The sequence below is a fragment of the Bradyrhizobium sp. LCT2 genome (assembly GCF_009931255.1).
Classification (GTDB): Bacteria; Pseudomonadota; Alphaproteobacteria; order Rhizobiales; family Xanthobacteraceae; genus Bradyrhizobium; species Bradyrhizobium diazoefficiens.
This window is the reverse complement of the sequence record NZ_CP034432.1, coordinates 889,500-911,191: the sequence shown is the minus strand read 5'-3', so window position 1 is coordinate 911,191 and position 21,692 is coordinate 889,500. Positions and strand designations below refer to the sequence as shown.

Genomic DNA, 21,692 nt, shown 5'->3' with positions numbered 1-21,692 from the left:
AGTTTGCATGACCAAAAATGGGAAACGCGTGGCCTGGGTCACGGGCGGCGGCAGCGGCATCGGGGAGGCCGGCGCCGAGGCGTTAGCTGCCGACGGCTGGACGGTGGTGGTCTCGGGCCGCCGCAAGGATGCCCTGGATACCGTAGTTGCCAAGATCATCGGGGCGGGCGGGGCGGCCGAGGCCATCGCACTGGACGTGTCCAACGCCGCCGAGGCCCAGAAGACGGCCGATCAGATCGTCGCCAAGCACGGCCGTATCGATCTCCTGGTCAACAATGCCGGCATCAATGTCCCGAAGCGAAGCTGGAAGGACATGGAACTGGAGGGCTGGGACAAGCTGGTCCAGGTCAACCTCAACGGCGTGCTCTATTGCATGCGCGCGGTGCTGCCGACGATGCGCAAGCAAAAGGACGGCTCGATCATCAACGTCTCGTCCTGGGCCGGCCGGCACGTTTCGAAGATGCCGGGTCCTGCCTACACCACGACCAAGCACGCGGTGCTGGCGCTGACCCATTCCTTCAACATGGACGAATGCGTCAACGGCCTGCGCGCCTGTTGCCTGATGCCGGGTGAGGTCGCGACGCCGATCCTGAAGCAGCGCCCGGTGGTGCCGAGCGAGGAGGAGCAGGCCAGGATGCTGCAATCCGAAGACCTCGGCCGCACCATCGCCTTCATCGCATCGATGCCGGCGCGAGTCTGCATCAACGAGCTCCTGATCAGCCCGACGCATAATCGCGGGTTCATCCAGACGCCGAACAACAGGGATTGAGTCTTGTAGGGTGGGCAAAGCGAAGCGTGCCCACCATGCCTATCGCAATCGAGCGCGAGAGGGTGGGCGCGGCGCAAGCGCGCCTTTGCCCACCCTACGGCTCCTGAGATGTGTGGCGCGTTCGCGCATCACACGGACACGCCCCCACATAGTTTCACGCATCACAAAGAATTTTTCCTCGAAACCACTTCGCCAACCCTCCCGTAGTTCGGTCCAACGACGCGCTGCTGCTTCACGCCCAACTGTCGCAGCCGCCGTTGTTGCCCCAACTCAAGCACCGGCCATTGCCGGTCTCAATTCAATCGGGAGACCCTCCATGTCGAAGCGTATTGCCTATCTCGCTGCCGCCGCCTTCAGCGCCCTTGCCATCGCCGCGACCGTCGTCGCGCCCGCTCGCGCCGAGGAGAAGACCGTCATGGTCGGCGGCGCCGCAATGTTCCCGTCCAAGAACATCGTCCAGAACGCGGTCAACTCCAAGGACCACACCACGCTGGTGGCGGCGGTGAAGGCGGCCGGTCTCGTGCCGACGCTGGAAAGCAAGGGTCCGTTCACGGTGTTCGCGCCGACCAACGCGGCCTTCGGCAAGCTGCCGGCCGGCACCGTCGACAATCTGGTCAAGCCCGAGAACAAGGCGACGCTGACCAAGATCCTCACCTACCATGTCGTGCCCGGCAAGCTCGAAGCCTCTGACCTCACCGACGGCAAGAAGCTGAAGACCGCCGAAGGCGAGGAGCTGACGGTGAAGAAGATGGACGGCAAGACCTGGATCGTCGACGCCAAGGGCGGCACCTCGATGGTGACGATCTCCAACGTCAACCAGTCGAACGGCGTGATCCATGTGGTCGACACCGTGCTGATGCCGGCGACGTAACACCGCGGCGTCCTGTTTCATCCCCGACAGGGTGCTTTGAGACGGCGAGCCGGGGGCACCCGGCTCGCATTTTTGTGACCAGCATAGCCTGCCGGCATCGACTCGATGTCGTGCGCAGGCGTAACGAAAGCGGACGCATCGGCGTATATTCGGTGTCACACGACGTTCAGGACGGAACCACCATGGCGAGCCTTACAGTCACCGACGAGCAGGTCCGGTCCAGCCCGGCCAAAGTGATCCAGCCGGCCTGGGTCCGCCTCATGCATTGGATCAACGCTCTTGCCATGATCCTGATGATCCTGTCGGGCTGGCAGATCTACAACGCCTCTCCGCTGTTCGGTTTCAGTTTCCCGCGCGAGTACACGCTTGGCGGCTGGCTCGGCGGCGGCCTGCTCTGGCATTTTGCGGCGATGTGGCTGTTGATGATCAACGGCCTTGCCTATCTCGTCACCGGCTTCGCCACCGGCCGCTTTCGGAAAAAGCTGCTGCCGATCACGCCGTCCGGCGTGCTCCACGACGTCAGGGCCGCGCTGACCTTCAAGCTCGGCCATGACGATCTCACCGTCTACAATTACGTGCAGCGACTGCTCTATGCCGGCATCATCGTCGTCGGCGTGCTGATCGTGCTCTCCGGCCTTGGAATGTGGAAGCCGGTGCAGCTCTATTATCTCGTGATGCTGTTCGGCGACTATCCGACCGCGCGCTACGTGCACTTCTTCTGCATGGCCGCGATCTGCGCCTTCCTCGTCATTCACGTCCTGCTCGCGCTGCTGGTGCCGAAGAGCCTGCGCGCGATGATCATCGGGCGATAAGGGAGAATAGCGATGGCCAAGCGTTCATTCCTGATCCCCGGCGTTGACAAGCGGTTGCTCATCAAGGACGCCATCAAGACGATGCCGGATTTTACCCGTCGCCGCTTCATCGCGGGCGGCGCCAGCCTCGGCGCGCTGACGCTGCTGACCGGCTGCGACGTCGTGGACTCGTCCTCGGCCGATACGCTGCTGGCGCAGGTCTCGAAGTTCAACGACGCGGTGCAGGCCTTCATCTTCAATCCCGACGCGCTGGCGCCGACCTTCCCCGAGAGCGCGATCACGAAGCCGTTTCCATTCAACGCCTACTACGATCTCGACGACGCGCCGGAGGTTTCGGCCGCGGACTGGAAGCTCGAAGTGCGCGGCCTCGTCGACAACAAGAAGTCCTGGACGCTGGACGAGCTCTACAAGTTGCCGCAGGTCACGCAGATCACCCGTCACATCTGCGTCGAGGGCTGGAGCGCGATCGGCAGCTGGACCGGCACGCCGCTCCGCGATTTCCTCAAGCTGATCGGCGCCGACACGCGCGCCAAATATGTCTGGTTCCAGTGCGCCGACAAGGACGGCTACAATTCGCCTCTCGACATGCGCAGCGCGCTGCATCCGCAGACCCAGATGACGTTCAAATATGCCAACGAGATTTTGCCGCGCGCCTACGGCTTCCCGATGAAGATCCGCGTGCCGACAAAGCTCGGCTTCAAGAACCCGAAATACGTGGTCTCGATGGAAGTCACCAACGACTACAAGGGCGGTTACTGGGAAGACCAGGGGTATAATTCGTTCAGCGGGAGCTGATTGAGGCAGTCATTCCGGGGCTCGCGAAGCGAGAACCCGGAATCTCGTGCCACAATCTCTGGATTCCGGGTTCGCGCTACGCGCGCCCCGGAATGACGGCTATGAAGACCCCACCTTCCGCTGGCACAGCGCCGCCACCGCGCCCAACGCCAGCAGTGCGGCCGAGACGTTCAGCGCGTAACTCAGGCTGCCCAGCGCATCGGTGATGGCGCCGACCACGATCGGCCCCAGCGTCTGGCCGACGCCGAACGAGATCGTCATCGCCGCGATCGCGGTCGGCCATACCTCGGGCGGATAGTTGAAGCGGACGAAGGCCGTGGTCGAGCCGACCACCGCGAAGAAGGCGACGCCGAACACGACCGCCGAGACCGCGAGCCACGCCGGCGAATGCCCCAGCATCGGCAAGGCTGCGCCGAGCGCGTTGGTGCCGAGGATGATGGCGGTGGCAAGCCCGCCGCGATCGAGCGCGAGGACGCCGCGCCAGACCCACGGCGTGACGAAGGCACTGAGGCCGATCAGGCTCCAGAACGCCGCCTGCGCCGCGGCGCCGCCGCCGCCGTCGCGCACATAGGCGATCATGAAGGTCATGTAGGCGATGTAGCCGGCGCCGAACAGGAAGTAGCCGGCGAGATAGATCAGAACGGGGAGAATCGCGAACGAGGCGTGGCTGCCTTCGGTGAAACGCACGCGGCTCTCGATGCGGACCAGGAACAGCGGGACGGTCATCGCGGCCGAGAGCAGCGTCATTGCCCACCACACCAGCCACCACGAGCCCGGCCCGAAATGCTGGAGCGTGAACGGTGCGATCAGCCCCGAGGCGAGAATGCCGATGCCGGGGCCGGCATAGAACAGGCTGAGCAGGAAATTCGCCCGCGCGGGCTGCGACTGCGCGATCGAAGCGGCCAGCGCGCCGCCGGCGACGAAGCCGGCCGCGGCACCCAGGCCCAGCACCAGGCGTGCAAGGCTCAGCGCGACGAAATTCCCCGTCAGTGCGCAGGTGGCGAGCGCGGCGACGCAGGCGAGGGTTCCGCCGCGGATTGCCGCCGACCAGCCGACGCGCTGGATCAGCCGGGACGCCACCAGCGCGCCCACGAGGTAGCCGACGGCGTTGATGGTGTTCATGAAACCGGCCGCCGAATAGGACCAGCCGAGGGTCTCCCGCATGTCGGGCAGCACCAGCGCATAGGCAAAGCGGCCGATGCCGAGCCCGACCGTCGCTGCCAGCGACAGGATCAGGATCAGCCGCGCGGGGTGCGCGTCGGGCGGGGGGCGGTCAGGCGCGTGCAAGGGGGTACTCCGGCGTCCCGCACTGTGGCAGGCCCTGCCGGTCTTGCACAGCCGTGGCGCGGCAATGGTGTCTTGCCAAGCGCGCAACGCCGCTCTAGCACTCCGGCCGGCCGTCATTCCGGGGCGCACGCGAAGCGGGCGAGCCCGGAATCCATAACCCCGGCTGGTGGTTATGGATTCAGGGCCCGCGCCGAGAGGCGCGTCCCGGAATGACGAGAGAGGATCGAGAAGGAAACGACCATGGCGACCCACAAACTGCTGCTGCTCCCCGGCGACGGTATCGGCCCCGAGGTGATGGGCGAGGTGAAGCGGCTGATCGACTGGCTCAATTCGGCCGGGATCGCCAAATTCGAGACCGACTCCGGCCTCGTCGGCGGCTCCGCCTATGACGCGCACAAGGTGTCGATCTCCGAGGGCGACATGGCCAAGGCGCTGGCCGCCGACGCCATCATCTTCGGCGCGGTCGGTGGTCCCAAGTGGGATGCCGTTCCCTACGAGGTGCGCCCCGAAGCCGGCCTGTTGCGCCTGCGCAAGGATCTCGGCCTGTTCGCCAATCTCCGCCCCGCGGTGTGCTACCCGGCGCTGGCCGATGCCTCGAGCCTGAAGCGTGAGGCGGTCGAGGGCCTCGACATCATGATCGTGCGCGAGCTCACCGGCGGCGTCTATTTCGGCGAGCCCAAGACCATCACCGATCTCGGCAACGGCCAGAAGCGCGCCATCGATACCCAGGTCTACGACACCTATGAGATCGAGCGCATCGCCCGCGTCGCCTTCGACCTTGCCAAGAAGCGCAAGAACAAGGTGACGTCGATGGAGAAGCGCAACGTCATGAAATCGGGCGTGCTCTGGAACGAGGTCGTGACCCAGGTCCACAAGCGCGAATATCCCGACGTCACGCTCGAGCATCAGCTCGCCGATTCCGGCGGCATGATGCTGGTGAAGTGGCCGAAGCAGTTCGACGTCATCGTCACGGACAATCTGTTCGGCGACATGCTGTCCGACATCGCGGCGATGCTGACCGGCTCGCTTGGCATGCTGCCCTCGGCCTCGCTCGGCGAGGTCGACGTCAAGAGCAAGAAGCGCAAGGCGCTGTACGAGCCCGTGCACGGCTCGGCGCCCGACATCGCCGGCAAGGGTCTCGCCAATCCGATCGCGATGATCTCGTCGTTCGGCATGGCGCTGCGCTACTCCTTCGACATGGGCGCGCTCGCCGACAAGGTCGATGCCGCGATCGCCGCCGTGCTGGCCAGCGGCCTGCGCACGGCCGACATCAAGTCGGAAGGCACCACGGCCGCCTCGACCACGCAGATGGGCGAAGCGATCCTGAAGGAATTGCAGAAGCTGCACGCGTAAGCGGCAAGTGCCGTCATTCCGGGTCTGGTGCTTGCGCACCATCCCGGAATGACGGTGCGAGAAAACAAAAATGGCCGGGCGTGAGCCCGGCCATTTTGATTCGGTGCCTGCGTCCGCCTCAGTACAGCGGGAAGTTCTGCGGATAGCCGCCGACATCGGACGGCGGGGACAGCGGCTGGCGATCGATCGGGCGGTTGAGGTTCTCGCGGGCGAAGGACGGATAGCCCACCGCCGGCGGGAAGGCGTAGTCGGAGAACTTGCGATCGCCCGGATTGACCTCGGTGCCGCCGTCGAGCCAGGAGCGCTTGCTCACATAGATGCGGGTGCGTCCCTGCTGATAGACCGTGTTGGGGCCGCTCGGGCCGTAAACGGGCCGGCCGCGATCGTCATAGCGCTGCTTGGTCCTGGTGTCGGCCGAAGCCGGTGCCGCGAAGACCATGGCAATCGCGGCGCCCGCCGCAAGCAACGTCGCCAATTTGTTCGCGGCAGAAAATTTCGAGCTCATCACGTCCCCTTCAGGCGGCAAGCCGCCAGTCGATTTCGACCCATACTAGCCCGGTCGGGGTGGCCGCAACTAGGTCTATTGGGTCACACCAGGGCGGAATAATCGTGCGCGCCGGCAAAAGTTGCATGAATACCAGCCACTTGAGCTTGATGCCGGTCAAAGCGCCCCGCGCAATTGCGCGTTCGCGGCGCCCAGCAGCCAGTCCGGCGAGCCCTGGGGGTCGCAACCCCTGCGCTTGAGCTCGGCACGGGCGAACAATTCCGCCAGCTTCGGCTCGTTGCCCGAGGTGAGCAGCGTCAGCCGGTTCAGCGTGCAGGCGATGGCCGCGCGCCGGGCGGGCAGCGTATCGCCCTGGCAGGAGAAGCCGGAGAGCTGGAGCGCCGGCTCCTCGCTGCGCTTGAGATAGCCAAGGCACGCCTGCGCCGTGCCGGTCGGCCGGTACAGGGCGACCGGGCCGAATTTCGTGTCGATCAGGCCGGCCTGCTCGAGCGGGGCGGCCGCACCAAGTCCCATCTGGACGGCCAGGTCTGCTGTGGCCGGGCGCGCCACGTCGAATTCGCCGCCTTCCCGGTAAATATCGAGCTCGGCGACGGGCCGGTCCGCCTCGCCAGTCCAGCGCATCACGTCCCGGCGGCCACCTTCGGGATGTCGTAGGATGGTATAAGTGGCTGTTTTATCTGATGAATTTAGCCGGCTGATGGCGAAGGCCGGATGCGAGTGGTCGGCCACGCTCCAGCCCGGCTTCAGCGCCGGATCGTCGTCGCGCAGGCTCGGGAGCTGACCCAAGGCCGCAAGGCCCAGGATGGCAAACAGCACCAGCGTCCCCACATAGGCGAACAGGCGCGCCAGCGTGCCGACGACCTCGTCGGCGAAGTTGGCGAGCGCCAGATGGATCTGGGTGGGAGTTGCGGCCGTGCTGGCCTCAGGCGACTGCATCCACGGCCTTCGGGCATGGTCCAACGTTGTCTTGAGGCCGGTTCTCGCATAGAAGCGCTGCTCTTCCTGTTTAAGCGTCAGCTTCGGGAACGGGCTTTTTCATCGGAGAGTGAACGATGGGTTACAAAGTCGCAGTCGTCGGCGCGACCGGCAATGTCGGACGGGAAATGCTCAACATCCTCGATGAGCGCAAATTCCCCGCGGACGAGGTCGTGGCCCTCGCGTCACGCCGCAGCGTCGGCGTCGAGGTCTCCTATGGCGACCGCACCCTGAAGGTCAAAGCACTCGAGCACTACGACTTCTCCGACGTCGACATCTGCCTGATGTCGGCCGGCGGCTCGGTGTCGAAGGAATGGTCGCCGAAGATCGGCGCCGCCGGCGCGGTCGTGATCGACAATTCCTCGGCCTGGCGCATGGACCCGGACGTGCCGCTGATCGTGCCCGAGGTGAACGCGGATGCGGCCGCGGGCTTCAAGACGAAGAACATCATCGCCAACCCGAACTGCTCGACGGCGCAGCTCGTGGTCGCGCTGAAGCCGCTGCACGACAAGGCGACCATCAAGCGCGTCGTGGTCTCGACCTATCAATCGGTGTCGGGCGCCGGCAAGGATGCGATGGACGAATTGTTCTCGCAGACCAAGGCCGTCTACACCAACAGCGAGATCGTCAATAAGAAGTTTCCCGCGCGCATCGCCTTCAACATCATTCCCCAGATCGACGTCTTCATGGAGGACGGCTACACCAAGGAAGAGTGGAAGATGATGATGGAGACCAAGAAGATTCTTGATCCCAAGATCAAGCTCTCCGCGACCTGCGTGCGCGTGCCTGTCTTCGTCGGCCACTCCGAGGCCGTCAACATCGAGTTCGAGAATCCGATCAGCGCCGACGAAGCGCGCAACATCCTGCGCACGGCGCCGGGCTGCCTCGTCATCGACAAGCATGAGCCCGGCGGCTACGCCACGCCGTATGAAGCGCCGGCGAGGACGCGACCTATATCAGCCGCATCCGCGAGGACGCGACAGTGGAGAACGGCCTCGTACTGTGGTGTGTGTCCGACAATTTGCGCAAGGGCGCCGCGCTCAACGCGATCCAGATCGCCGAAGTGCTGATCAACCGAAAGCTGATCAGCGCGAAGAAGAAGGCGGCGTAACGAAGCTCTCGTAGGGTGGGCAAAGCGAAGCGTGCCCACCACCTTCGTCGCAACCGGGAAAGATGGTGGGCACGGCGCGTTGCGCCTTTGCCCACCCTACAAGACTACGCCGCGTCCTTGACGCTGCGGAATTCCTTCGCGACCTTGTCCAGCACGAACAGCGATCCCTCCGCGACGCCGAAATAGGCGCCGTGGGTCTGCATCTGGCCGGCATCGACCGCCTTCTGCACGAACGGGAAGGTCATCAGGTTTTCCAGGCTGCGGAACACCGCGGCCTTTTCGATGCGCTCGACGAATTGCGCCATCGATTCGTGGTCGCGCTGCTCGACCACTTCGCCGGGCTTGATGAACATCTGCATCCATTTGCCGATGAAGTCGCCGGGGGTGAGCGGCTCGATCTTGTCGACGAAGGCGCGGATGCCGCCGCATTGCGCGTGCCCGAGCACCACGATGTGCTTCACCTTCAGCACCGTCACGGCATATTCGAGCGCGGCCGAGACGCCGTGCGCGTTGCCGTCGGGCTGATACACCGGCACCAGGTTGGCGATGTTGCGGACGACGAACAATTCACCCGGGCCGACGTCGAAGATCACCTCGGGCGAGACGCGGCTGTCGCAGCAGCCGATCACCATCACTTCCGGGAACTGCCCCTTCACCGACAGTTCACGGTAGCGGCTCTGCTCGGTCGGCAGCCGCTGGGTGGCGAAGGCTTGGTAGCCTTCCAGCAAATGCTTCGGGAATGTGACCATGGCCTATGCCTAACCATATGCCGCAGGGGCGAACAAGCCTTTCGAATAGGCATGCCAGATGCTATCGGCTCAGGTCAGAAGAGATATGAGGAAACCGGAAGGACCATTCGCATGACCCGCCCGCGCCGCAGCCATCTGTTCATGCCCGGCTCTAACCCTCGTGCGCTGGAGAAGGCGCGGAATCTGGCCGCCGACGGCCTGATCCTCGATCTCGAGGATTCCGTCGCCCCTGACGCCAAGGCGGCGGCACGCGACGGAATCGCCGCCGCGATCGCGGCCAAGGGGTTCGGCAAGCGCGAGATCCTGATCCGGACCAACGGTCTCGATACGCCCTGGTGGGCCGATGACGTCGCGATGGCGGCCAAGGCATCGCCTGACGGCATCCTGGTTCCAAAAGTTTCAAGCGTCGAAGATCTCGACGCGATCGGCCGCCGCCTCGCCGAGCTCGGAGCCGCGCCGACCGTGAAGGTCTGGGCCATGATCGAGACTGCGCGCGCCGTGCTCCATGCCGAGGAGCTGGCCGCCGCCGGGCGCAATCCAACGAGCCGCCTCTCCGGTTTCGTGTTCGGCCCGAACGACATCTCGCGCGAGACGCGCATCAAGATGCTGCCCGGCCGCGCCGCGATGATCCCGATGATCACCCACTGCATCCTGGCGACGCGCGCCCACGGCCTCGAAATCCTCGACGGCCCCTACAGCGACATCAACAATTCCGACGGTTTCGCCACCGAATGTGCGCAGGGCCGCGACCTCGGCTTCGACGGCAAGACGCTGATCCACCCCTCGCAGATCGAAGCCTGCAACGCGATCTTCACGCCGCCGGAAGAGGAAGTCGCGCGCGCGCGAAAAATCATCGCGGCGTTCGAATTGCCCGAGAACGTCTCGCGCGGCGCGATCCGCCTCGACGGTGCGATGGTCGAGCGGCTCCACGCCGACATGGCCAAGCGTACCATCGAGATCGCGGACGCGATCGCCGCGATGAGCAAGGGCTGAGCGACCCGGTCGCATTCAAGTCGTCCCTAAGCGACCGCAGCTTTTCCCGTTGCGGTGGTGACGGACAATGCTACGCTCGCGCCCGATATTTGATCCGGGCAAGTATTTGATGCGCATTTTTTGGGTCGCCGTCCTCCTCGCCTCGTCACTCTCCTTCGTCTCGCCAGCGCTTGCACAGCAGGCCCGGGTTGCGCTCGTCATCGGCAACGGCGCCTATGAGAAAGTGCCTGAGTTGCCGAACCCGACGCGCGATGCGGCCGACATCGGCCGCGCCCTCGAGCGTCTCGATTTCAAGATTACTCAGGTCAAGAACGCCAACGCGCAAGAGATGAGGAAGGCCGTCGTCGAGTTCGGCCGGGCTGCCGAGGGAGCCGATCTCGCCGTGGTGTTCTACGCGGGGCACGGCATGGAGGTCAGCGGCGAGAACTGGCTGATTCCGGTTAGCGCAGAGCTGCGCAGCGACACCGACATCGAGAGCGAGGCCATCAGCCTGCGCTCCGTGAGCCTTCAGGTCTCGAAGGCCCGGAAGCTGGGCCTAGTCATTCTCGACGCGTGCCGCAACAATCCGTTCGCAGCGAAGATGAAGCGGTCGATCGCCACCCGGGCCGTAGCTCGTGGGCTCGCGCCGACTGAGCCCTCCGACAATGTTCTGATTGCCTACGCCGCCCGCGACGGCACCACGGCGAGTGACGGCGATGGCCGGAACAGCCCCTTTACCGCGTCGTTGCTTCGCCACATTGAAACACCGGGCCTCGAGATATCGTTTCTGTTTCGCCGGGTCCGCGACGACGTGATGGCGGCGACCAAACGCGAACAGCAGCCCTTCGTGTACGGCTCCCTGTCGAAGGAGGAGATCTACCTGAAGGCGCCTGCCGCGAGCGCTCAGGCGCCAGCCGCATCACCGCCGGCGGCCGCGGCTCCCGCAGAGGACGAGAAGTTTTGGCTGGCGATCCAGACGTCGACCGTGGCGGGCCTGTTTGAGGAGTTTCTGGCAAGATATCCGCGCAGCGGCCATGCTGCAGAGGCTCGCCAGCGGATCAAGGATCTCAAGGCCAGCGAAGTGGCGGCCGTGCCGTCCCTCACCGCCTCTCCGGCATCGGATGCGAGCCGGCGCCAGGGACCAGATACGAAAGCCGTCGTCCGAAACGTTTTTGCGCCCGAGGATAACCAGAAAGTTGCTGCCATCGCGGCCGCGCAGCAGCTCAAGCTGCCGAGCTTCACGATCTCGTCCGGTCACGACGTCCAGCCCAAATCCGATTCCAAATTTGTTGGCGTGTGGTCCAACAAGCGTGGGTGGACGAATGGCAAGGGACGCTATGCCATGCTGATCGTTACCGAGGTGTCCGCCACGGGATTGGCCAAGGGGTACTATCTCTGGGGGCCGCCGACAAAGGCATCGTGGGTCAAAGACGAGGCCGGGTATCAATCGTTCGCAGAGTACATTACGGACAACAAATTCTCGATCACCGGGACGCCAGTTACGGTCAGGATGGAGAAGAACGTTCTGGCCCTCTCTTCCTTCAGGAAGGAGAAGCCATCCGAGACGGCGAGCATAGAGCTTCGTCCGGTCTGGCAGCTTGTGCCGGTGCCGGAGGATGTCGAGCCTTCAACCAAGCGCGAAAAGACCTCGCAGCCGCATCCCGTCAGAAAGGAGAGCACTGCCGAGCCGCACGCTCCGGCGAGCGTCGGCGGCGCGAGCATGGAAGAGCGTTATCGCGCCTGCAGGAAGCTCGTGAAGGGATTTGCCCGGCGCGAGGCTTGCGCGCGAACCGGTGTGATCTAGCGCCGGCGACGCGTCCGTCGCCAGGGCATCGATCGGTGCGGACGACCGCTCAATGCGTCTCCACGTCTGCGCGCTCGAGCGATTCCAGCGTCGCGGCATTGCCGCAATAACCGTGGTAGTTCTCCGCGGCGGTGCCGTCGGCGAGATCGCGGTCGCACTGTCCCTTGTGACCGCAGAGCGAGCAGACCCGCTCCATGTCGCGCAGCAGCAGCGGCTGCGCGCGTCCGAGCCCTTCCGCACTGATGCCGAGCTGCTCCAGCATCTTGGGCAGCTCATCGGCGGCGTGCTTGCCATGGCGGACCAGCTCTTCGAGATCATCAGGCGCGATCCTGAGATCGCTCGCGATCCGGTCGAAATCGGCGCGGTCGAGCTGCCGCATTTCGTTCATCTCGCGGCGATGCTTCAGCCAGCTCGCAAAGGAGTCGATGAGATCCTGAACGATGGGATAAGGCCTGCTTGCGGTGCTCATGCGAGGCTCCTCTTGGGGTCGTGAAATTGGAACCAGATTAGGCACAATGATGCAGGAGCGCGTTGCGCTGGATCAAACAGGAAGAGCGGGCTGCGAGGTGGTCAACCTCTCCCGCTTGCGGGAGAGGTCGGCGCGAAGCGCCGGGTGAGGGCTTTCTCCTCTTGGGGGGCTCGCCTGCGGAGACACCCTCTCCCCAACCCTCTCCCGCAAGCGGGAGAGGGAGCGCACTTCCTGCGCGACAGCTAGCCGAACCGCTCCGCCGCCCAGGCATACAGGCTGCCCGGGATCGGTTTTTCGCTACCGCGCCCCTTGGGCGAAATGTGCAGGCCGATGATCTCGGGGTTGGTGACGAGGCCGAGATAGCTCGAGGGATCAAAGAACAATTTTGGCTCGGCATGCACGGCGTAGAACGACTGCTTCGGCAGCGCGTTCTGCAATTCACCCGTGCGACGCGCCAGCGCGGTCAGCGCCGCGGGCCCGAAGATCGCAACGCGAATATCGGAGAGGCGGTTCGAGCCGCCGCGCAGGCGGCGCATCATGAAGGTGATGCGATGGCGCACCGACAGCCAGTTCGGCGTCAGCTCCTCCTGCTCCATCAGCTCCTCGAAAGCGGCAACGATGCCGTGCCCGGGCGGCAGGTAGATCACGGAATTGCCGAGCTGGCGCGGCCGCTCCCAGGCGAAGTAGGGCTTTGCCGGATCGATCTCGACAGGCCTTAGGAGCAGCACGTCGGCGTCGAGCCAGAGGCCGAGGCCTTTCGCCATCAGCTTCATGCGGAAGAAGTCGCTGAATTGAAGCGTGGTCCAGTCGCGCCAGCTTCCGTCGGGTTGCGGCGGCCGCAAGCGCTCTGAGAATGCGTGCGGGAGGATCGCTTCGGCCTCGGCATTCTCGATGCCTGCCGGCAGGCCGGGAATGGTGTCGAAACTGTAGACCGTGACCTTGTGGCCGGCCGCAAGTTGCGAGCGCAGACAGGTCTGGCGCAGGGCGTCCATCGGGCCGTGCCAGAAGGTGACGATGTCGGGCAGCATGCGCGGAAGCTATAGGGGATAATCAGGGCAAAGAAAAAGCCCCGGCGCAATCAGCACCGGGGCTTGAACCGGATGTCGAGATCACGCCCAGGCGCGTTCGCGCTTGAGCTTGTCCTCGTAGGTGTCGATCGAGGCCTTCTTCTCCATGGTGAGACCGATGTCGTCGAGGCCGTTGATCAGGCAGTGCTTGCGGAACGGGTCGATCTCGAACTTGACCTTGCCGCCGTCGGGGCCGCGGATCTCCTGGTTCGGCAGGTCGATCGTCAACGTCGCGTTGGCGCCGCGCTCGGCGTCGTCGAACAGCTTGTCGAGGTCTTCCTGGGCAACGCGGATCGGCAGGATGCCGTTCTTGAAGCAGTTGTTGTAGAAGATGTCGCCGAACGAGGTCGAGATCACGCAGCGGATGCCGAAGTCGAGCAGCGCCCAGGGCGCGTGCTCGCGGCTCGAGCCGCAGCCGAAATTGTCGCCGGCCACCAGCACCTTGGTATTGCGATAGGCGGGCTGGTTGAGGACGAAATCAGGGTTCTCGCTGCCGTCGTCCTTGTAGCGCTGCTCGGAGAAGAGCCCCTTGCCAAGGCCGGTGCGCTTGATGGTCTTGAGGTACTGCTTCGGAATGATCATGTCGGTGTCGACATTGATGATCTTCAGCGGCGCCGCGACGCCTTCCAGCGTGGTGAACTTGTCCATGGTTGCGCTTTCCCGGGTGGTTCAGGGGGAACAGGTATTTATCGCGATCGGGGACCGAATCCTAGGCCGAATTCGGCAGATCTAGTCTGCTTTGGCCTCGATCGCCGCCATATCGTCGTCCGAGAGGCCGAAATGGTGGCCGATCTCGTGGATCAGGACGTGGCGGACGATATGGCCGAGGCTCTCGTCGTGCTCGGCCCAGTAGTCCAGGATCGGCCGGCGGTAGAGCCAGACCATGTTGGGCAGCCGCGCCACGTCGCCAAAACTCTGCTGGGGCAGGCCGATGCCCTGGAACAGGCCGAGCAGGTCGAACTCGCTCTCGCATTCCATCTCGTCCAGGACCTCCTCGGTGGGGAAGTCGTCGACGCGGATGATCACGCCCTCGCACAGCCCGCGAAACTCCGCCGGCAGGCGCTCGAACACGTCATGGGCCATCGCTTCCATCTCGGCCAGCGAGGGCGCTTTCAATTCCGTCCACATGGACTTCTCTTAGCGCGGGTTCCGCGGCGTTGCATCCCGCTTTATAGGATCGGGCCAAGAAGGAGCGTTGACGCCGCGCGCGAAAACGAGGAGCGTACGGCGCATCAAGGGGTTGGCTCAGGTCAGTGGTGGTGCGATGCGGGCGGGAACAGCAGTTCTGGTTCTACTGTGCATGGGGTTGTTTTCGACTTTTTTTGTCGGCGGCGGAGCCAATGCCCAGACGCAGACGGCCGCCCCTGAAATCCGACTGGCCCAGGCCGTCTCGCCCGACGCGCCGCCGCCACGCAGGCGCCCTCCGGCGCGCCTGCGTGTCACGCCCTATTACAGCCCGGACGGCGTCTATCCGCGCTACAATCCCGGTCCCGATGCGATCCGCGAGTGCAACGCGACCTATGTGCAGGAATACCGGCCCAGCGGCACGGTGATCGTGCCGCATATGAGCTGCTACTGGCGCCGAGGCTGACGCCCCCTTCAATGCCCGCGGAGCGCGCCGATCAGGCCGGCGCCGACGACAGCTGCGGACGCGCCATAGACCAGGATCGTCATCACGAGCTGAGTCAGCGGGCTTGCCGCGCCGGCCTCGACGCCCGGTCCCTGCGCGGCAACCGCCGAGCTCGCGCCGAGTGCAAGGCTCGCTGCGATCACGAGGCGAGATATCCGCAATCCGCTGGAATTCGGCATGACCATCTCCTGCATTCGCTCGACCAGAAGATACGTTCGTCGCTGACGGCCGGTTTTGGCAGCGCCTGAAATGTTGCGCCGGGACTCAGGAACTTGTCGCGCGCCCTCTGCATTCATGTCCGGGGCGCGTTCATCCATAGCCTATTCAGTCTCAAGGCTCTAGGGTCCGGCCCTAATCCTTGTGTCGTAACGCCTGGTCAGCGCGTGCACCGCAAGAACGAAGCCCGCATGCTGGGCGCGGAGGTCGTCATGACGCGATGGATTGCATTGGCCGTTATCGTTGGGCTCGCCGCCGCCATGCCTCGCGCTTCCGCGGTGCAGAGAATGACGAAGCCGGATGCCTCGGCGGGGATCGCAGTTTTTGATGCGCGACGACACGCGCGACATTACGACATTGCGCGGCACTCTGCGTCCCGTGATCCGCGCTACTACGCGCGGCCTGTCTACTACCGTCCCTATCCCTACGGTGTGCCCGCTCCCTTCGTGCTCGGTTTCGGACCGTGGTGGTGACGCGCTAGCCGGCAGGCGCAAATCCCTTCACCAGCAGCACGGTCGCCTGCGCGCCCGCCTTGCGATCGCGCGAGATGTCCTCGTAGTCGGCTGAGTTGGAGAAGGCAACAAACGCGGCTTCGTCGGGAAACGACATCATGACAAGTTTGTCATAGGGCCAGGCGCCTTCGAGCACGCGGGGCTGTTCGTCGGCCGCGAGAAGCCGCCCGCTGTACTTCCTGAACACATCGAAGAACCGCGCCTGGTAGCGGTCATAGGCCGCGCGGTCCGTCATCTTCAATTGCGCGATCGCGTAGACAGTCATTGCAAGAATTCCTCCCATCGCGGCACTGCGCCGCGGCGCGTTGCCCGCAACATCGTTCATTCATGACGCGTTCACGTCGCTGTCCCTAATTTAATCTTGGGAGCGACCGCGAATGAACAGCCAAATGAGCAGCGGTGGCGCGAGGCGCTGCGCCGCAATGCCGCTGTCCAGGTTCAGGAGAATTCGATGCTGAGGATTCTGGGTGTTGGGACAGGCCCGATACGCTTGCTCGGGCTGGCGGCCGTTGCCACGCTGATGCTGTCGGCCGGGACGGCGCGCCGCGCCGAGGCGATGACTCCAATCAATCCGACGGCGTTGCCGGCAGCGAAGGCCGCAAGCGACGACCTCGTCACGCAGGTTCGCCACGGCGGCGGGGGATATGGTGGTGGCGGACATTTTCACGGCGGCGGCGGCGGCTTCCGCGGTGGCGGAGGACATTTTGGCGGCTTCCATGGCGGCGGCTTCCATGGCGGCGGCTTCCGTGCCGCGCCGGCCTTTCACGGCGGCGGCATTCGCTACGGCGGAATCCACCACTATGGCGGCTATCATCGCTACGGAATCTATCGCCCGCACTACGGCTATCGCCACTTCCACCGGCGCTATTATTACGGCGGCTACTATCCCTACTACCACTATCCGCGCCGCTGCCGGATCATCTGGACCTATTACGGCCCGCGCCGCATCTGCCGCTGGCACCATTGGCATCGCTGGCACTATCCGTACCGCTATTGGTGATGTGAGTTAGCGCCGTCATTCCGGGATGGCGCGTCAGCGCCAGACCCGGAATCTCGAGATTCCGGGTTCGCCCTATGGTCGCCCCGGAATGACTGCGGATAGTGGCGCTCTTTGATTCAGAGCCAATCCTTCAGCTTCCACGACGAAGCTTTCCACCGCATCAGGTTCTCGAGCTTCCACTGCTTGAACATCGCCGGCGGCCAGCGGCTGAGCTTTGAGGTCTCCTCGACCTCCGGCTTGGCGACGATGCGCAAGGGTGTCGCGCGCCGCCGGTGCTGGCGGGTCGCCTCGCTGATCAGATCGACATATTCAGGCTTGTTGGCCATCAGGCGTGTCCTCGCGAAGTCGTCGCGAGGACGCAGTGTCGGCGCTGGCGATTAACGGCGGTTTGCCGCTTTAGCTCAAATTGCGGGGAGCGGCTTAGCGCCACTCCCTGACGTCGACGAAGTGACCCGCGATCGCAGCTGCCGCCGCCATCGCCGGCGACACCAGATGCGTGCGGCCCTTGAAGCCCTGGCGGCCCTCGAAATTGCGGTTCGAGGTCGAGGCGCAGCGCTCTTCCGGCTTCAGCTTGTCCGGGTTCATGGCCAGGCACATCGAGCAACCCGGCTCGCGCCATTCGAAGCCGGCCTTGATGAAGATCTTGTCCAGACCCTCGGCCTCGGCCTGCTCCTTCACGATGCCGGAGCCCGGCACCACCATGGCGTTGACGCTAGCGGAGACCTGCTTGCCTTCCGCGATCTTGGCGGCGGCGCGCAGATCCTCGATGCGGCCGTTGGTGCAGGAGCCGATGAAGACGCGATCGAGCTTGATGTCGGTGATCTTCGTCCCCGCCGTCAGGCCCATGTACTTCAGAGCGCGGTGCTTAGAGAGACGCTTGGCCTCGTCCGCGATCTTGTCGGGGTCGGGCACGATGCCGGTCACCGAGATGACGTCCTCCGGCGAGGTGCCCCAGGTCACGATCGGCGGCAGCTTTGCAGCGTCGAGGCGCAGCTCGTGGTCGAAATGCGCGCCGTCGTCGGAGCGCAGTTTCTCCCAATAGCGCATCGCCGCGTCCCAGGCCGCGCCCTTCGGCGCCTTGGGGCGGTCACGCAGGAAGTCGTAGGCTTTCTGGTCGGGCGCGACGAGGCCGGCGCGGGCGCCGCCTTCGATCGACATGTTGCAGACCGTCATGCGGCCTTCCATGCTGAGCGCGCGGATCGCCTCGCCGGCGTATTCCAGCACGTAGCCGGTGCCGCCCGCGGTGCCGATCTCGCCGATGATGGCGAGGATGATGTCCTTGCCGGTCACACCGTCAGGCAATTTGCCGTCGACGGTGACGCGCATGTTCTTGGCCTTCTTCTGGATCAGCGTCTGTGTCGCCAGCACGTGCTCGACCTCGGAGGTGCCGATGCCGTGCGCGAGCGCGCCGAACGCGCCATGCGTCGAGGTGTGGCTGTCACCGCAGACGATGGTGGTGCCGGGCAGGGTGAAGCCCTGCTCGGGGCCGATGACGTGGACGATGCCCTGGCGCTTGTCGAACTCGTTGTAATATTCGATGCCGAATTCCCTGGCATTGTCGGCCAGCGCCTTGATCTGCTCGATGCTCTCCGGATCCGGATTCGGCTTGGTGCGGTCGGTGGTCGGCACGTTGTGGTCGACGACGGCGAGTGTCTTTTCCGGCGCGTGAACCTTGCGCCCGGTCGCGCGCAGGCCTTCGAACGCCTGCGGCGAGGTCACCTCGTGCACCAGATGGCGGTCGATATAGAGCAGGCAGGTGCCGTCGTCGGCTTCGTGCACCAGATGGTCGTTCCAGATCTTGTCGTACAATGTGGTCGGCTTGGACATGAGCTTGAGCTCCGGGAATGTTGTGTCAGCGGATATGCGCGGATGGCGCGCGGGCAACAAAATCGTCGGCGCAGCTTTTAGGCTGCGCGCGTAAGCTCTGACGTTGCCGAGGTCGCGAAGCGTCCGAAGAACCGGCCAGGCAGCCGCGAGCGATCGTCGATGACGATGCGCTTGACGGGGGCGAGGCTGGTCAGATCTGGAAACATTCCAAGAATATATAGCAGGGAGATTTGGAAGCGCGAGGGCTTTGACGCGCACGGCTGACGCAACAAAAAAGCGCGGGGCGTTCGGCCCCGCGCTCTTCGAAACTTGCCTGGTGGGCGGAGCTTACTCGCCGACGGCAGCCTGGCGGTCCTGCTTCTCGACGATGCGGGCCGACTTGCCGCGAAGGTTGCGGAGGTAATAGAGCTTGGCGCGACGCACCTTGCCGCGGCGCACGACCTTGATCGAGTCGATCATCGGCGACATCACCGGGAACACGCGCTCGACGCCCTCGCCGTACGAAATCTTGCGCACGGTGAAGCTCTCGTTGAGGCCACCGCCGGAACGGCCGATGCAGACGCCTTCATAGGCCTGCACGCGAGTGCGGTCGCCTTCGACGACCTTCACGTTGACGATCACGGTGTCGCCGGGACCGAATTCCGGAATGTCCTTGCCGGCGGACAGCTTGTCGAATTGCTCTTGTTCGAGCTGCTTGATCAGGTTCATGGGTAAATCTCCATCGGCGCGCCCAGCCTTTTCAAACGGGGGCTGCGCAAAATTCGTCTATCCAGCCATTGCGGATTTGGCCGCTGCTATAAGGCAAGCCGGAGCGTTTGTCACCCGTCTGTCTTGTTTTTTGGCGTTTTTTGGCGACCGGCCCGATTCGGAGCCTTGACCGGGATCTGGGCCCATAAATCGGGCCGCCGGGCCGCCGTCAGAGCCTCGGCTTCGGCCCGCCGCCAGGCCGCGACCTTGGCGTGGTCGCCGGAGGTCAGGATCTCGGGGATCGGAACCCCTTCGAACAGCTGCGGGCGGGTATATTGGGGGTATTCGAGCAGGCCGTCGGAGAAGCTTTCCTCGGTTCCCGAGGCTTCCTTGCCCATCACGCCCGGCAGCAGCCGGACGCAGGCGTCAATCAGCGCCAGGGCCGCGATTTCGCCCCCGGAGAGCACGTAATCGCCGATCGAGACCTCCTCCAGGCCCCGCCCGTCGATCACCCGCTGGTCGATCCCCTCGAACCGCCCGCAGACGATCAGGGGGCCGGGGCCCCGGGCGAGCTCCACGACGCGAGCCTGGGTCAATGGCCGACCCCGCGGGCTCATCAGCAGGCGGGGGCGTTCCGAACCGATCTCCGCCGCGTCGATGGCGGCCGCCAGAACATCCGCCCGCAGCACCATGCCCGGGCCGCCGCCGGCCGGGGTATCGTCGACGCTGCGATGGCGGTCGGTCGCCGAGGCCCGGATGTCCCGTGCCTCGAGCTGCCAGAGCCCGGAGGCCAGCGCGCGGCCGGCCAGGCTCACGCCGAGCGGTCCCGGAAACATCTCCGGAAACAGCGTCAGCACCGTCGCGCGCCAGGGTGAGGAAGTCGTCATCGCCGCTGGTTAGGGCATTGCGGCCGACAGGTCGAGGCCTCGGATTCCTCAGGCTCGCCGGTCATTCGGCAGATGCGATGCCAGCACCAGCGCGAGCGGGCAGATCGCAAGCGCCGTGACGGCCGTCGCCGCGGTTGCCAGCGTCGGACCGACGGCGTCGCCGAGCAGGCCGTAGAGCACCGGCGCGATGGCGCCCGATCCGATCGTGCCGGTGTAGAACAGCGCGAAGGCGCGCTCGGTGCGATGGGGCGATGTGAGCTCGGGGACCGTGCCGTAGAGAACCGAGGACGTGCCGTTGAGCATCACGCCGAGCAGCGGCAGCACGATGATCGCCGGGATCAGCGGCAATGCGAGCACCGCGAGGATCAGCGCGGCGGTGCCGCCCTCGGTGAGAAGCACGGTGCGGATCGTGCCGACGCGTTCGCCGAGCCAGCCGCAGGTGAATTTGCCGGCGGCGCCGCCGATGAAGACCATCGCCAGCGCAAAGCCGCTCGTCGGCAGCGAGGCGCCCTTGTCGCGCAGCAGGAACGGCAGGAAGGTGAGGAAGCCCATCCGCACCGCACTGTCGAGAATCCCGATCGCGAGCAGCCAGGAGAAGCCGCCGCGGCCGGCATGCGTGCCTTGCGTCGTGACCGCTGATTTGTGCGCAAACCCCTTGCCGACAGCCGGCATCAGCACCGCGAGGCAGAGCGCAACGACTAGGCCCATCAGTGCGACCAGAAGCAGCGCGTGCCGCCACGACATGATCACCAGCAGCACCGCGGTCAGGGCCGGGAGTGCCGCCTTGCCGAGATCGCCGCTGAAATTATAGATGCCGAGCGGTCCGCGCGCCGCCTTGCCATAGGCGCGCGACACTGCGGCCGAGGCGAGCGGATGCTGCGTGCTCGAACCCGCGCCGGATATGAGGAGCGCAAGGCCCAGTCCCATGACGCCGCCGGACAGTCCGGCCAGGACATAGCCGAGCGCGGCGAGCAGCGTGCCGAGCGCGAGCAGGATCTTGCCGTCGATCCGCTCGGCGAGGCGGCCGACCGGGATTTGCAGCCCGGCCATGGCGCCGGAATAGAGCCCGCGCATCACCGCCAGTAGCCCGTAGCTGAGCGCGAATTCGGCCTGCCAGACCGGCAGCAGCACATAGATCAGGTCGGTGTAGCCATCGTGCAGGGCGTGGTTGATGCCGGTCGCCGCCAGGGTGCGGCGCGGCTTGCTCAGCGTCTCCTCGCCGGGAGGGGCCGTTTGCGATTGCGATAGAAAACCTGAGGGGAGAATTGCCACGATCTCAAACCAAAAGCAGTCGAAAGACGAAGCTATGTGAGTGCTTTGGCCTCCACTATGCGGCCTTCAAGAATCCGTCACAAACCAGTAATAATCGGATCATGCGCTAGAAATTCTATTGT

General features: G+C 64.8%; 25 protein-coding genes and 1 pseudogene. 11 read left to right on the top strand and 15 right to left on the bottom strand.

The features are described 5' to 3' along the window. Positions 1-7: 7 nt before the first annotated feature. The 4 genes from EI171_RS05025 (at position 8) to EI171_RS05010 (ending at position 3,247) form a co-directional block, all read left to right on the top strand. Positions 8-769, top strand: a complete 762-nt coding sequence (locus tag EI171_RS05025) for an SDR family oxidoreductase (protein ID WP_161532741.1) — start codon at positions 8-10, stop codon at positions 767-769. A 316-nt stretch (positions 770-1,085) separates the two neighbouring features. Next, on the top strand, positions 1,086-1,640 hold the full coding sequence (locus tag EI171_RS05020; protein ID WP_161532740.1) for a fasciclin domain-containing protein: 555 nt from the start codon (positions 1,086-1,088) through the stop codon (positions 1,638-1,640). Positions 1,641-1,822: 182 nt separating this feature from the next. Beyond that, positions 1,823-2,452, top strand: a complete 630-nt coding sequence (locus EI171_RS05015; protein ID WP_028174908.1) for a cytochrome b/b6 domain-containing protein — start codon at positions 1,823-1,825, stop codon at positions 2,450-2,452. Between the two features lie 12 nt (positions 2,453-2,464). After that, a complete protein-coding gene (locus EI171_RS05010) occupies positions 2,465-3,247 on the top strand; it encodes a molybdopterin-binding protein (protein WP_028174907.1) in 783 nt (260 codons plus the stop codon). Positions 3,248-3,346: 99 nt separating this feature from the next. Here EI171_RS05010 and EI171_RS05005 read toward each other — a convergent pair whose 3' ends face one another. Next, positions 3,347-4,534 carry a YbfB/YjiJ family MFS transporter gene (locus tag EI171_RS05005; RefSeq protein WP_038965084.1) on the bottom strand — a complete coding sequence of 396 codons (1,188 nt, stop codon included), beginning with the start codon at positions 4,532-4,534 and terminating at the stop codon, positions 3,347-3,349. Positions 4,535-4,774: 240 nt separating this feature from the next. On the opposite strand from EI171_RS05005, the gene leuB reads away from it, so the two are divergent. Further along, positions 4,775-5,887, top strand: a complete 1,113-nt coding sequence (gene leuB / locus EI171_RS05000) for a 3-isopropylmalate dehydrogenase (RefSeq protein ID WP_161532739.1) — start codon at positions 4,775-4,777, stop codon at positions 5,885-5,887. Positions 5,888-6,005: 118 nt separating this feature from the next. Here the strand turns inward: leuB and EI171_RS04995 are convergent, their stop codons facing one another. Together EI171_RS04995 and EI171_RS04990 are read right to left on the bottom strand one after the other, a co-directional pair. Then, the gene (locus EI171_RS04995; protein ID WP_028174905.1) at positions 6,006-6,392 is read right to left on the bottom strand and encodes a hypothetical protein; all 387 of its coding nucleotides are present in this window, start codon (positions 6,390-6,392) and stop codon (positions 6,006-6,008) included. A gap of 156 nt (positions 6,393-6,548) precedes the next feature. After that, a complete protein-coding gene (locus EI171_RS04990; protein ID WP_161532738.1) occupies positions 6,549-7,328 on the bottom strand; it encodes a hypothetical protein in 780 nt (259 codons plus the stop codon). Between the two features lie 116 nt (positions 7,329-7,444). On the opposite strand from EI171_RS04990, the pseudogene EI171_RS04985 reads away from it, so the two are divergent. Next, positions 7,445-8,478: pseudogene (locus EI171_RS04985) on the top strand (aspartate-semialdehyde dehydrogenase). Between the two features lie 104 nt (positions 8,479-8,582). On the opposite strand, the gene EI171_RS04980 reads toward EI171_RS04985, so the two are convergent. Continuing rightward, positions 8,583-9,227, bottom strand: a complete 645-nt coding sequence (locus EI171_RS04980) for a carbonic anhydrase (RefSeq protein WP_060909692.1) — start codon at positions 9,225-9,227, stop codon at positions 8,583-8,585. Positions 9,228-9,338: 111 nt separating this feature from the next. Between EI171_RS04980 and EI171_RS04975 the strand changes: the two genes are divergently transcribed. Together EI171_RS04975 and EI171_RS04970 are read left to right on the top strand one after the other, a co-directional pair. Next, positions 9,339-10,220, top strand: coding sequence for a CoA ester lyase (locus EI171_RS04975; protein ID WP_028174903.1), 882 nt, complete (start codon positions 9,339-9,341; stop codon positions 10,218-10,220). 67 nt (positions 10,221-10,287) lie between these two features. Continuing rightward, the gene (locus EI171_RS04970) at positions 10,288-12,003 is read left to right on the top strand and encodes a caspase family protein (RefSeq protein ID WP_049832545.1); all 1,716 of its coding nucleotides are present in this window, start codon (positions 10,288-10,290) and stop codon (positions 12,001-12,003) included. A gap of 49 nt (positions 12,004-12,052) precedes the next feature. On the opposite strand, the gene EI171_RS04965 is transcribed toward EI171_RS04970, so the two are convergent. From EI171_RS04965 to EI171_RS04950, 4 genes are all read right to left on the bottom strand, one after another. After that, positions 12,053-12,472, bottom strand: coding sequence for a hypothetical protein (locus tag EI171_RS04965; RefSeq protein ID WP_028174902.1), 420 nt, complete (start codon positions 12,470-12,472; stop codon positions 12,053-12,055). 242 nt (positions 12,473-12,714) lie between these two features. Next, the gene (locus EI171_RS04960) at positions 12,715-13,500 is read right to left on the bottom strand and encodes a hypothetical protein (protein ID WP_011083327.1); all 786 of its coding nucleotides are present in this window, start codon (positions 13,498-13,500) and stop codon (positions 12,715-12,717) included. 81 nt (positions 13,501-13,581) lie between these two features. Further along, a complete protein-coding gene (gene leuD / locus EI171_RS04955) occupies positions 13,582-14,187 on the bottom strand; it encodes a 3-isopropylmalate dehydratase small subunit (RefSeq protein WP_027543922.1) in 606 nt (201 codons plus the stop codon). A gap of 81 nt (positions 14,188-14,268) precedes the next feature. After that, positions 14,269-14,667, bottom strand: coding sequence for a metallopeptidase family protein (locus EI171_RS04950; RefSeq protein WP_060909695.1), 399 nt, complete (start codon positions 14,665-14,667; stop codon positions 14,269-14,271). Between the two features lie 172 nt (positions 14,668-14,839). On the opposite strand from EI171_RS04950, the gene EI171_RS04945 reads away from it, so the two are divergent. After that, positions 14,840-15,130 (top strand): hypothetical protein, encoded by a 291-nt coding sequence (locus tag EI171_RS04945; RefSeq protein ID WP_161532737.1) that lies wholly within the window; start codon positions 14,840-14,842, stop codon positions 15,128-15,130. An 8-nt stretch (positions 15,131-15,138) separates the two neighbouring features. Here EI171_RS04945 and EI171_RS04940 read toward each other — a convergent pair whose 3' ends face one another. Beyond that, on the bottom strand, positions 15,139-15,348 hold the full coding sequence (locus tag EI171_RS04940) for a hypothetical protein (RefSeq protein ID WP_161532736.1): 210 nt from the start codon (positions 15,346-15,348) through the stop codon (positions 15,139-15,141). Between the two features lie 228 nt (positions 15,349-15,576). Between EI171_RS04940 and EI171_RS04935 the strand changes: the two genes are divergently transcribed. After that, complete coding sequence (locus EI171_RS04935; RefSeq protein ID WP_246740454.1) at positions 15,577-15,858, top strand: hypothetical protein; 282 nt, start codon at positions 15,577-15,579, stop codon at positions 15,856-15,858. A gap of 4 nt (positions 15,859-15,862) precedes the next feature. On the opposite strand, the gene EI171_RS04930 is transcribed toward EI171_RS04935, so the two are convergent. After that, complete coding sequence (locus EI171_RS04930; RefSeq protein ID WP_161532735.1) at positions 15,863-16,162, bottom strand: DUF1330 domain-containing protein; 300 nt, start codon at positions 16,160-16,162, stop codon at positions 15,863-15,865. Positions 16,163-16,348: 186 nt separating this feature from the next. On the opposite strand from EI171_RS04930, the gene EI171_RS04925 reads away from it, so the two are divergent. Continuing rightward, positions 16,349-16,897 (top strand): hypothetical protein, encoded by a 549-nt coding sequence (locus EI171_RS04925; RefSeq protein WP_161532734.1) that lies wholly within the window; start codon positions 16,349-16,351, stop codon positions 16,895-16,897. Between the two features lie 116 nt (positions 16,898-17,013). On the opposite strand, the gene EI171_RS04920 is transcribed toward EI171_RS04925, so the two are convergent. From EI171_RS04920 to EI171_RS04900, 5 genes are all read right to left on the bottom strand, one after another. Beyond that, positions 17,014-17,223 carry a hypothetical protein gene (locus EI171_RS04920; RefSeq protein ID WP_028174890.1) on the bottom strand — a complete coding sequence of 70 codons (210 nt, stop codon included), beginning with the start codon at positions 17,221-17,223 and terminating at the stop codon, positions 17,014-17,016. Positions 17,224-17,317: 94 nt separating this feature from the next. Then, on the bottom strand, positions 17,318-18,724 hold the full coding sequence (gene leuC / locus EI171_RS04915) for a 3-isopropylmalate dehydratase large subunit (protein WP_011083319.1): 1,407 nt from the start codon (positions 18,722-18,724) through the stop codon (positions 17,318-17,320). A gap of 327 nt (positions 18,725-19,051) precedes the next feature. Next, on the bottom strand, positions 19,052-19,432 hold the full coding sequence (rplS, locus tag EI171_RS04910; RefSeq protein WP_011083318.1) for a 50S ribosomal protein L19: 381 nt from the start codon (positions 19,430-19,432) through the stop codon (positions 19,052-19,054). Between the two features lie 110 nt (positions 19,433-19,542). Continuing rightward, positions 19,543-20,298 carry a tRNA (guanosine(37)-N1)-methyltransferase TrmD gene (gene trmD, locus EI171_RS04905; protein WP_028174889.1) on the bottom strand — a complete coding sequence of 252 codons (756 nt, stop codon included), beginning with the start codon at positions 20,296-20,298 and terminating at the stop codon, positions 19,543-19,545. Positions 20,299-20,346: 48 nt separating this feature from the next. Beyond that, positions 20,347-21,570 (bottom strand): MFS transporter, encoded by a 1,224-nt coding sequence (locus EI171_RS04900; protein WP_011083316.1) that lies wholly within the window; start codon positions 21,568-21,570, stop codon positions 20,347-20,349. Between the last annotated feature and the right edge of the window lie 122 nt (positions 21,571-21,692).

Excerpts from the sequence above, each read along its gene's own strand:
- EI171_RS04970 (WP_049832545.1), top strand. The coding sequence starts at position 10,288 with ATGCTACGCTCGCGCCCGATATTTGATCCGGGCAAGTATTTGATGCGC.
- EI171_RS05020 (WP_161532740.1), top strand. The coding sequence starts at position 1,086 with ATGTCGAAGCGTATTGCCTATCTCGCTGCCGCCGCCTTCAGCGCCCTT.
- leuB (WP_161532739.1), top strand. The coding sequence starts at position 4,775 with ATGGCGACCCACAAACTGCTGCTGCTCCCCGGCGACGGTATCGGCCCC.
- EI171_RS04925 (WP_161532734.1), top strand. The coding sequence starts at position 16,349 with ATGCTGAGGATTCTGGGTGTTGGGACAGGCCCGATACGCTTGCTCGGG.
- leuD (WP_027543922.1), bottom strand. The coding sequence starts at position 14,187 with ATGGACAAGTTCACCACGCTGGAAGGCGTCGCGGCGCCGCTGAAGATC.
- leuC (WP_011083319.1), bottom strand. The coding sequence starts at position 18,724 with ATGTCCAAGCCGACCACATTGTACGACAAGATCTGGAACGACCATCTG.
- EI171_RS05025 (WP_161532741.1), top strand. The coding sequence starts at position 8 with ATGACCAAAAATGGGAAACGCGTGGCCTGGGTCACGGGCGGCGGCAGC.
- EI171_RS04975 (WP_028174903.1), top strand. The coding sequence starts at position 9,339 with ATGACCCGCCCGCGCCGCAGCCATCTGTTCATGCCCGGCTCTAACCCT.
- EI171_RS04930 (WP_161532735.1), bottom strand. The coding sequence starts at position 16,162 with ATGACTGTCTACGCGATCGCGCAATTGAAGATGACGGACCGCGCGGCC.
- trmD (WP_028174889.1), bottom strand. The coding sequence starts at position 20,298 with ATGACGACTTCCTCACCCTGGCGCGCGACGGTGCTGACGCTGTTTCCG.
- EI171_RS04960 (WP_011083327.1), bottom strand. The coding sequence starts at position 13,500 with ATGCTGCCCGACATCGTCACCTTCTGGCACGGCCCGATGGACGCCCTG.
- EI171_RS05010 (WP_028174907.1), top strand. The coding sequence starts at position 2,465 with ATGGCCAAGCGTTCATTCCTGATCCCCGGCGTTGACAAGCGGTTGCTC.
- EI171_RS04950 (WP_060909695.1), bottom strand. The coding sequence starts at position 14,667 with ATGTGGACGGAATTGAAAGCGCCCTCGCTGGCCGAGATGGAAGCGATG.
- EI171_RS04990 (WP_161532738.1), bottom strand. The coding sequence starts at position 7,328 with ATGCAGTCGCCTGAGGCCAGCACGGCCGCAACTCCCACCCAGATCCAT.
- EI171_RS04920 (WP_028174890.1), bottom strand. The coding sequence starts at position 17,223 with ATGGCCAACAAGCCTGAATATGTCGATCTGATCAGCGAGGCGACCCGC.
- EI171_RS04940 (WP_161532736.1), bottom strand. The coding sequence starts at position 15,348 with ATGCCGAATTCCAGCGGATTGCGGATATCTCGCCTCGTGATCGCAGCG.
- EI171_RS04980 (WP_060909692.1), bottom strand. The coding sequence starts at position 9,227 with ATGGTCACATTCCCGAAGCATTTGCTGGAAGGCTACCAAGCCTTCGCC.
- EI171_RS04945 (WP_161532737.1), top strand. The coding sequence starts at position 14,840 with ATGGGGTTGTTTTCGACTTTTTTTGTCGGCGGCGGAGCCAATGCCCAG.
- EI171_RS05015 (WP_028174908.1), top strand. The coding sequence starts at position 1,823 with ATGGCGAGCCTTACAGTCACCGACGAGCAGGTCCGGTCCAGCCCGGCC.
- EI171_RS04935 (WP_246740454.1), top strand. The coding sequence starts at position 15,577 with ATGCTGGGCGCGGAGGTCGTCATGACGCGATGGATTGCATTGGCCGTT.
- EI171_RS04965 (WP_028174902.1), bottom strand. The coding sequence starts at position 12,472 with ATGAGCACCGCAAGCAGGCCTTATCCCATCGTTCAGGATCTCATCGAC.
- rplS (WP_011083318.1), bottom strand. The coding sequence starts at position 19,432 with ATGAACCTGATCAAGCAGCTCGAACAAGAGCAATTCGACAAGCTGTCC.
- EI171_RS04995 (WP_028174905.1), bottom strand. The coding sequence starts at position 6,392 with ATGAGCTCGAAATTTTCTGCCGCGAACAAATTGGCGACGTTGCTTGCG.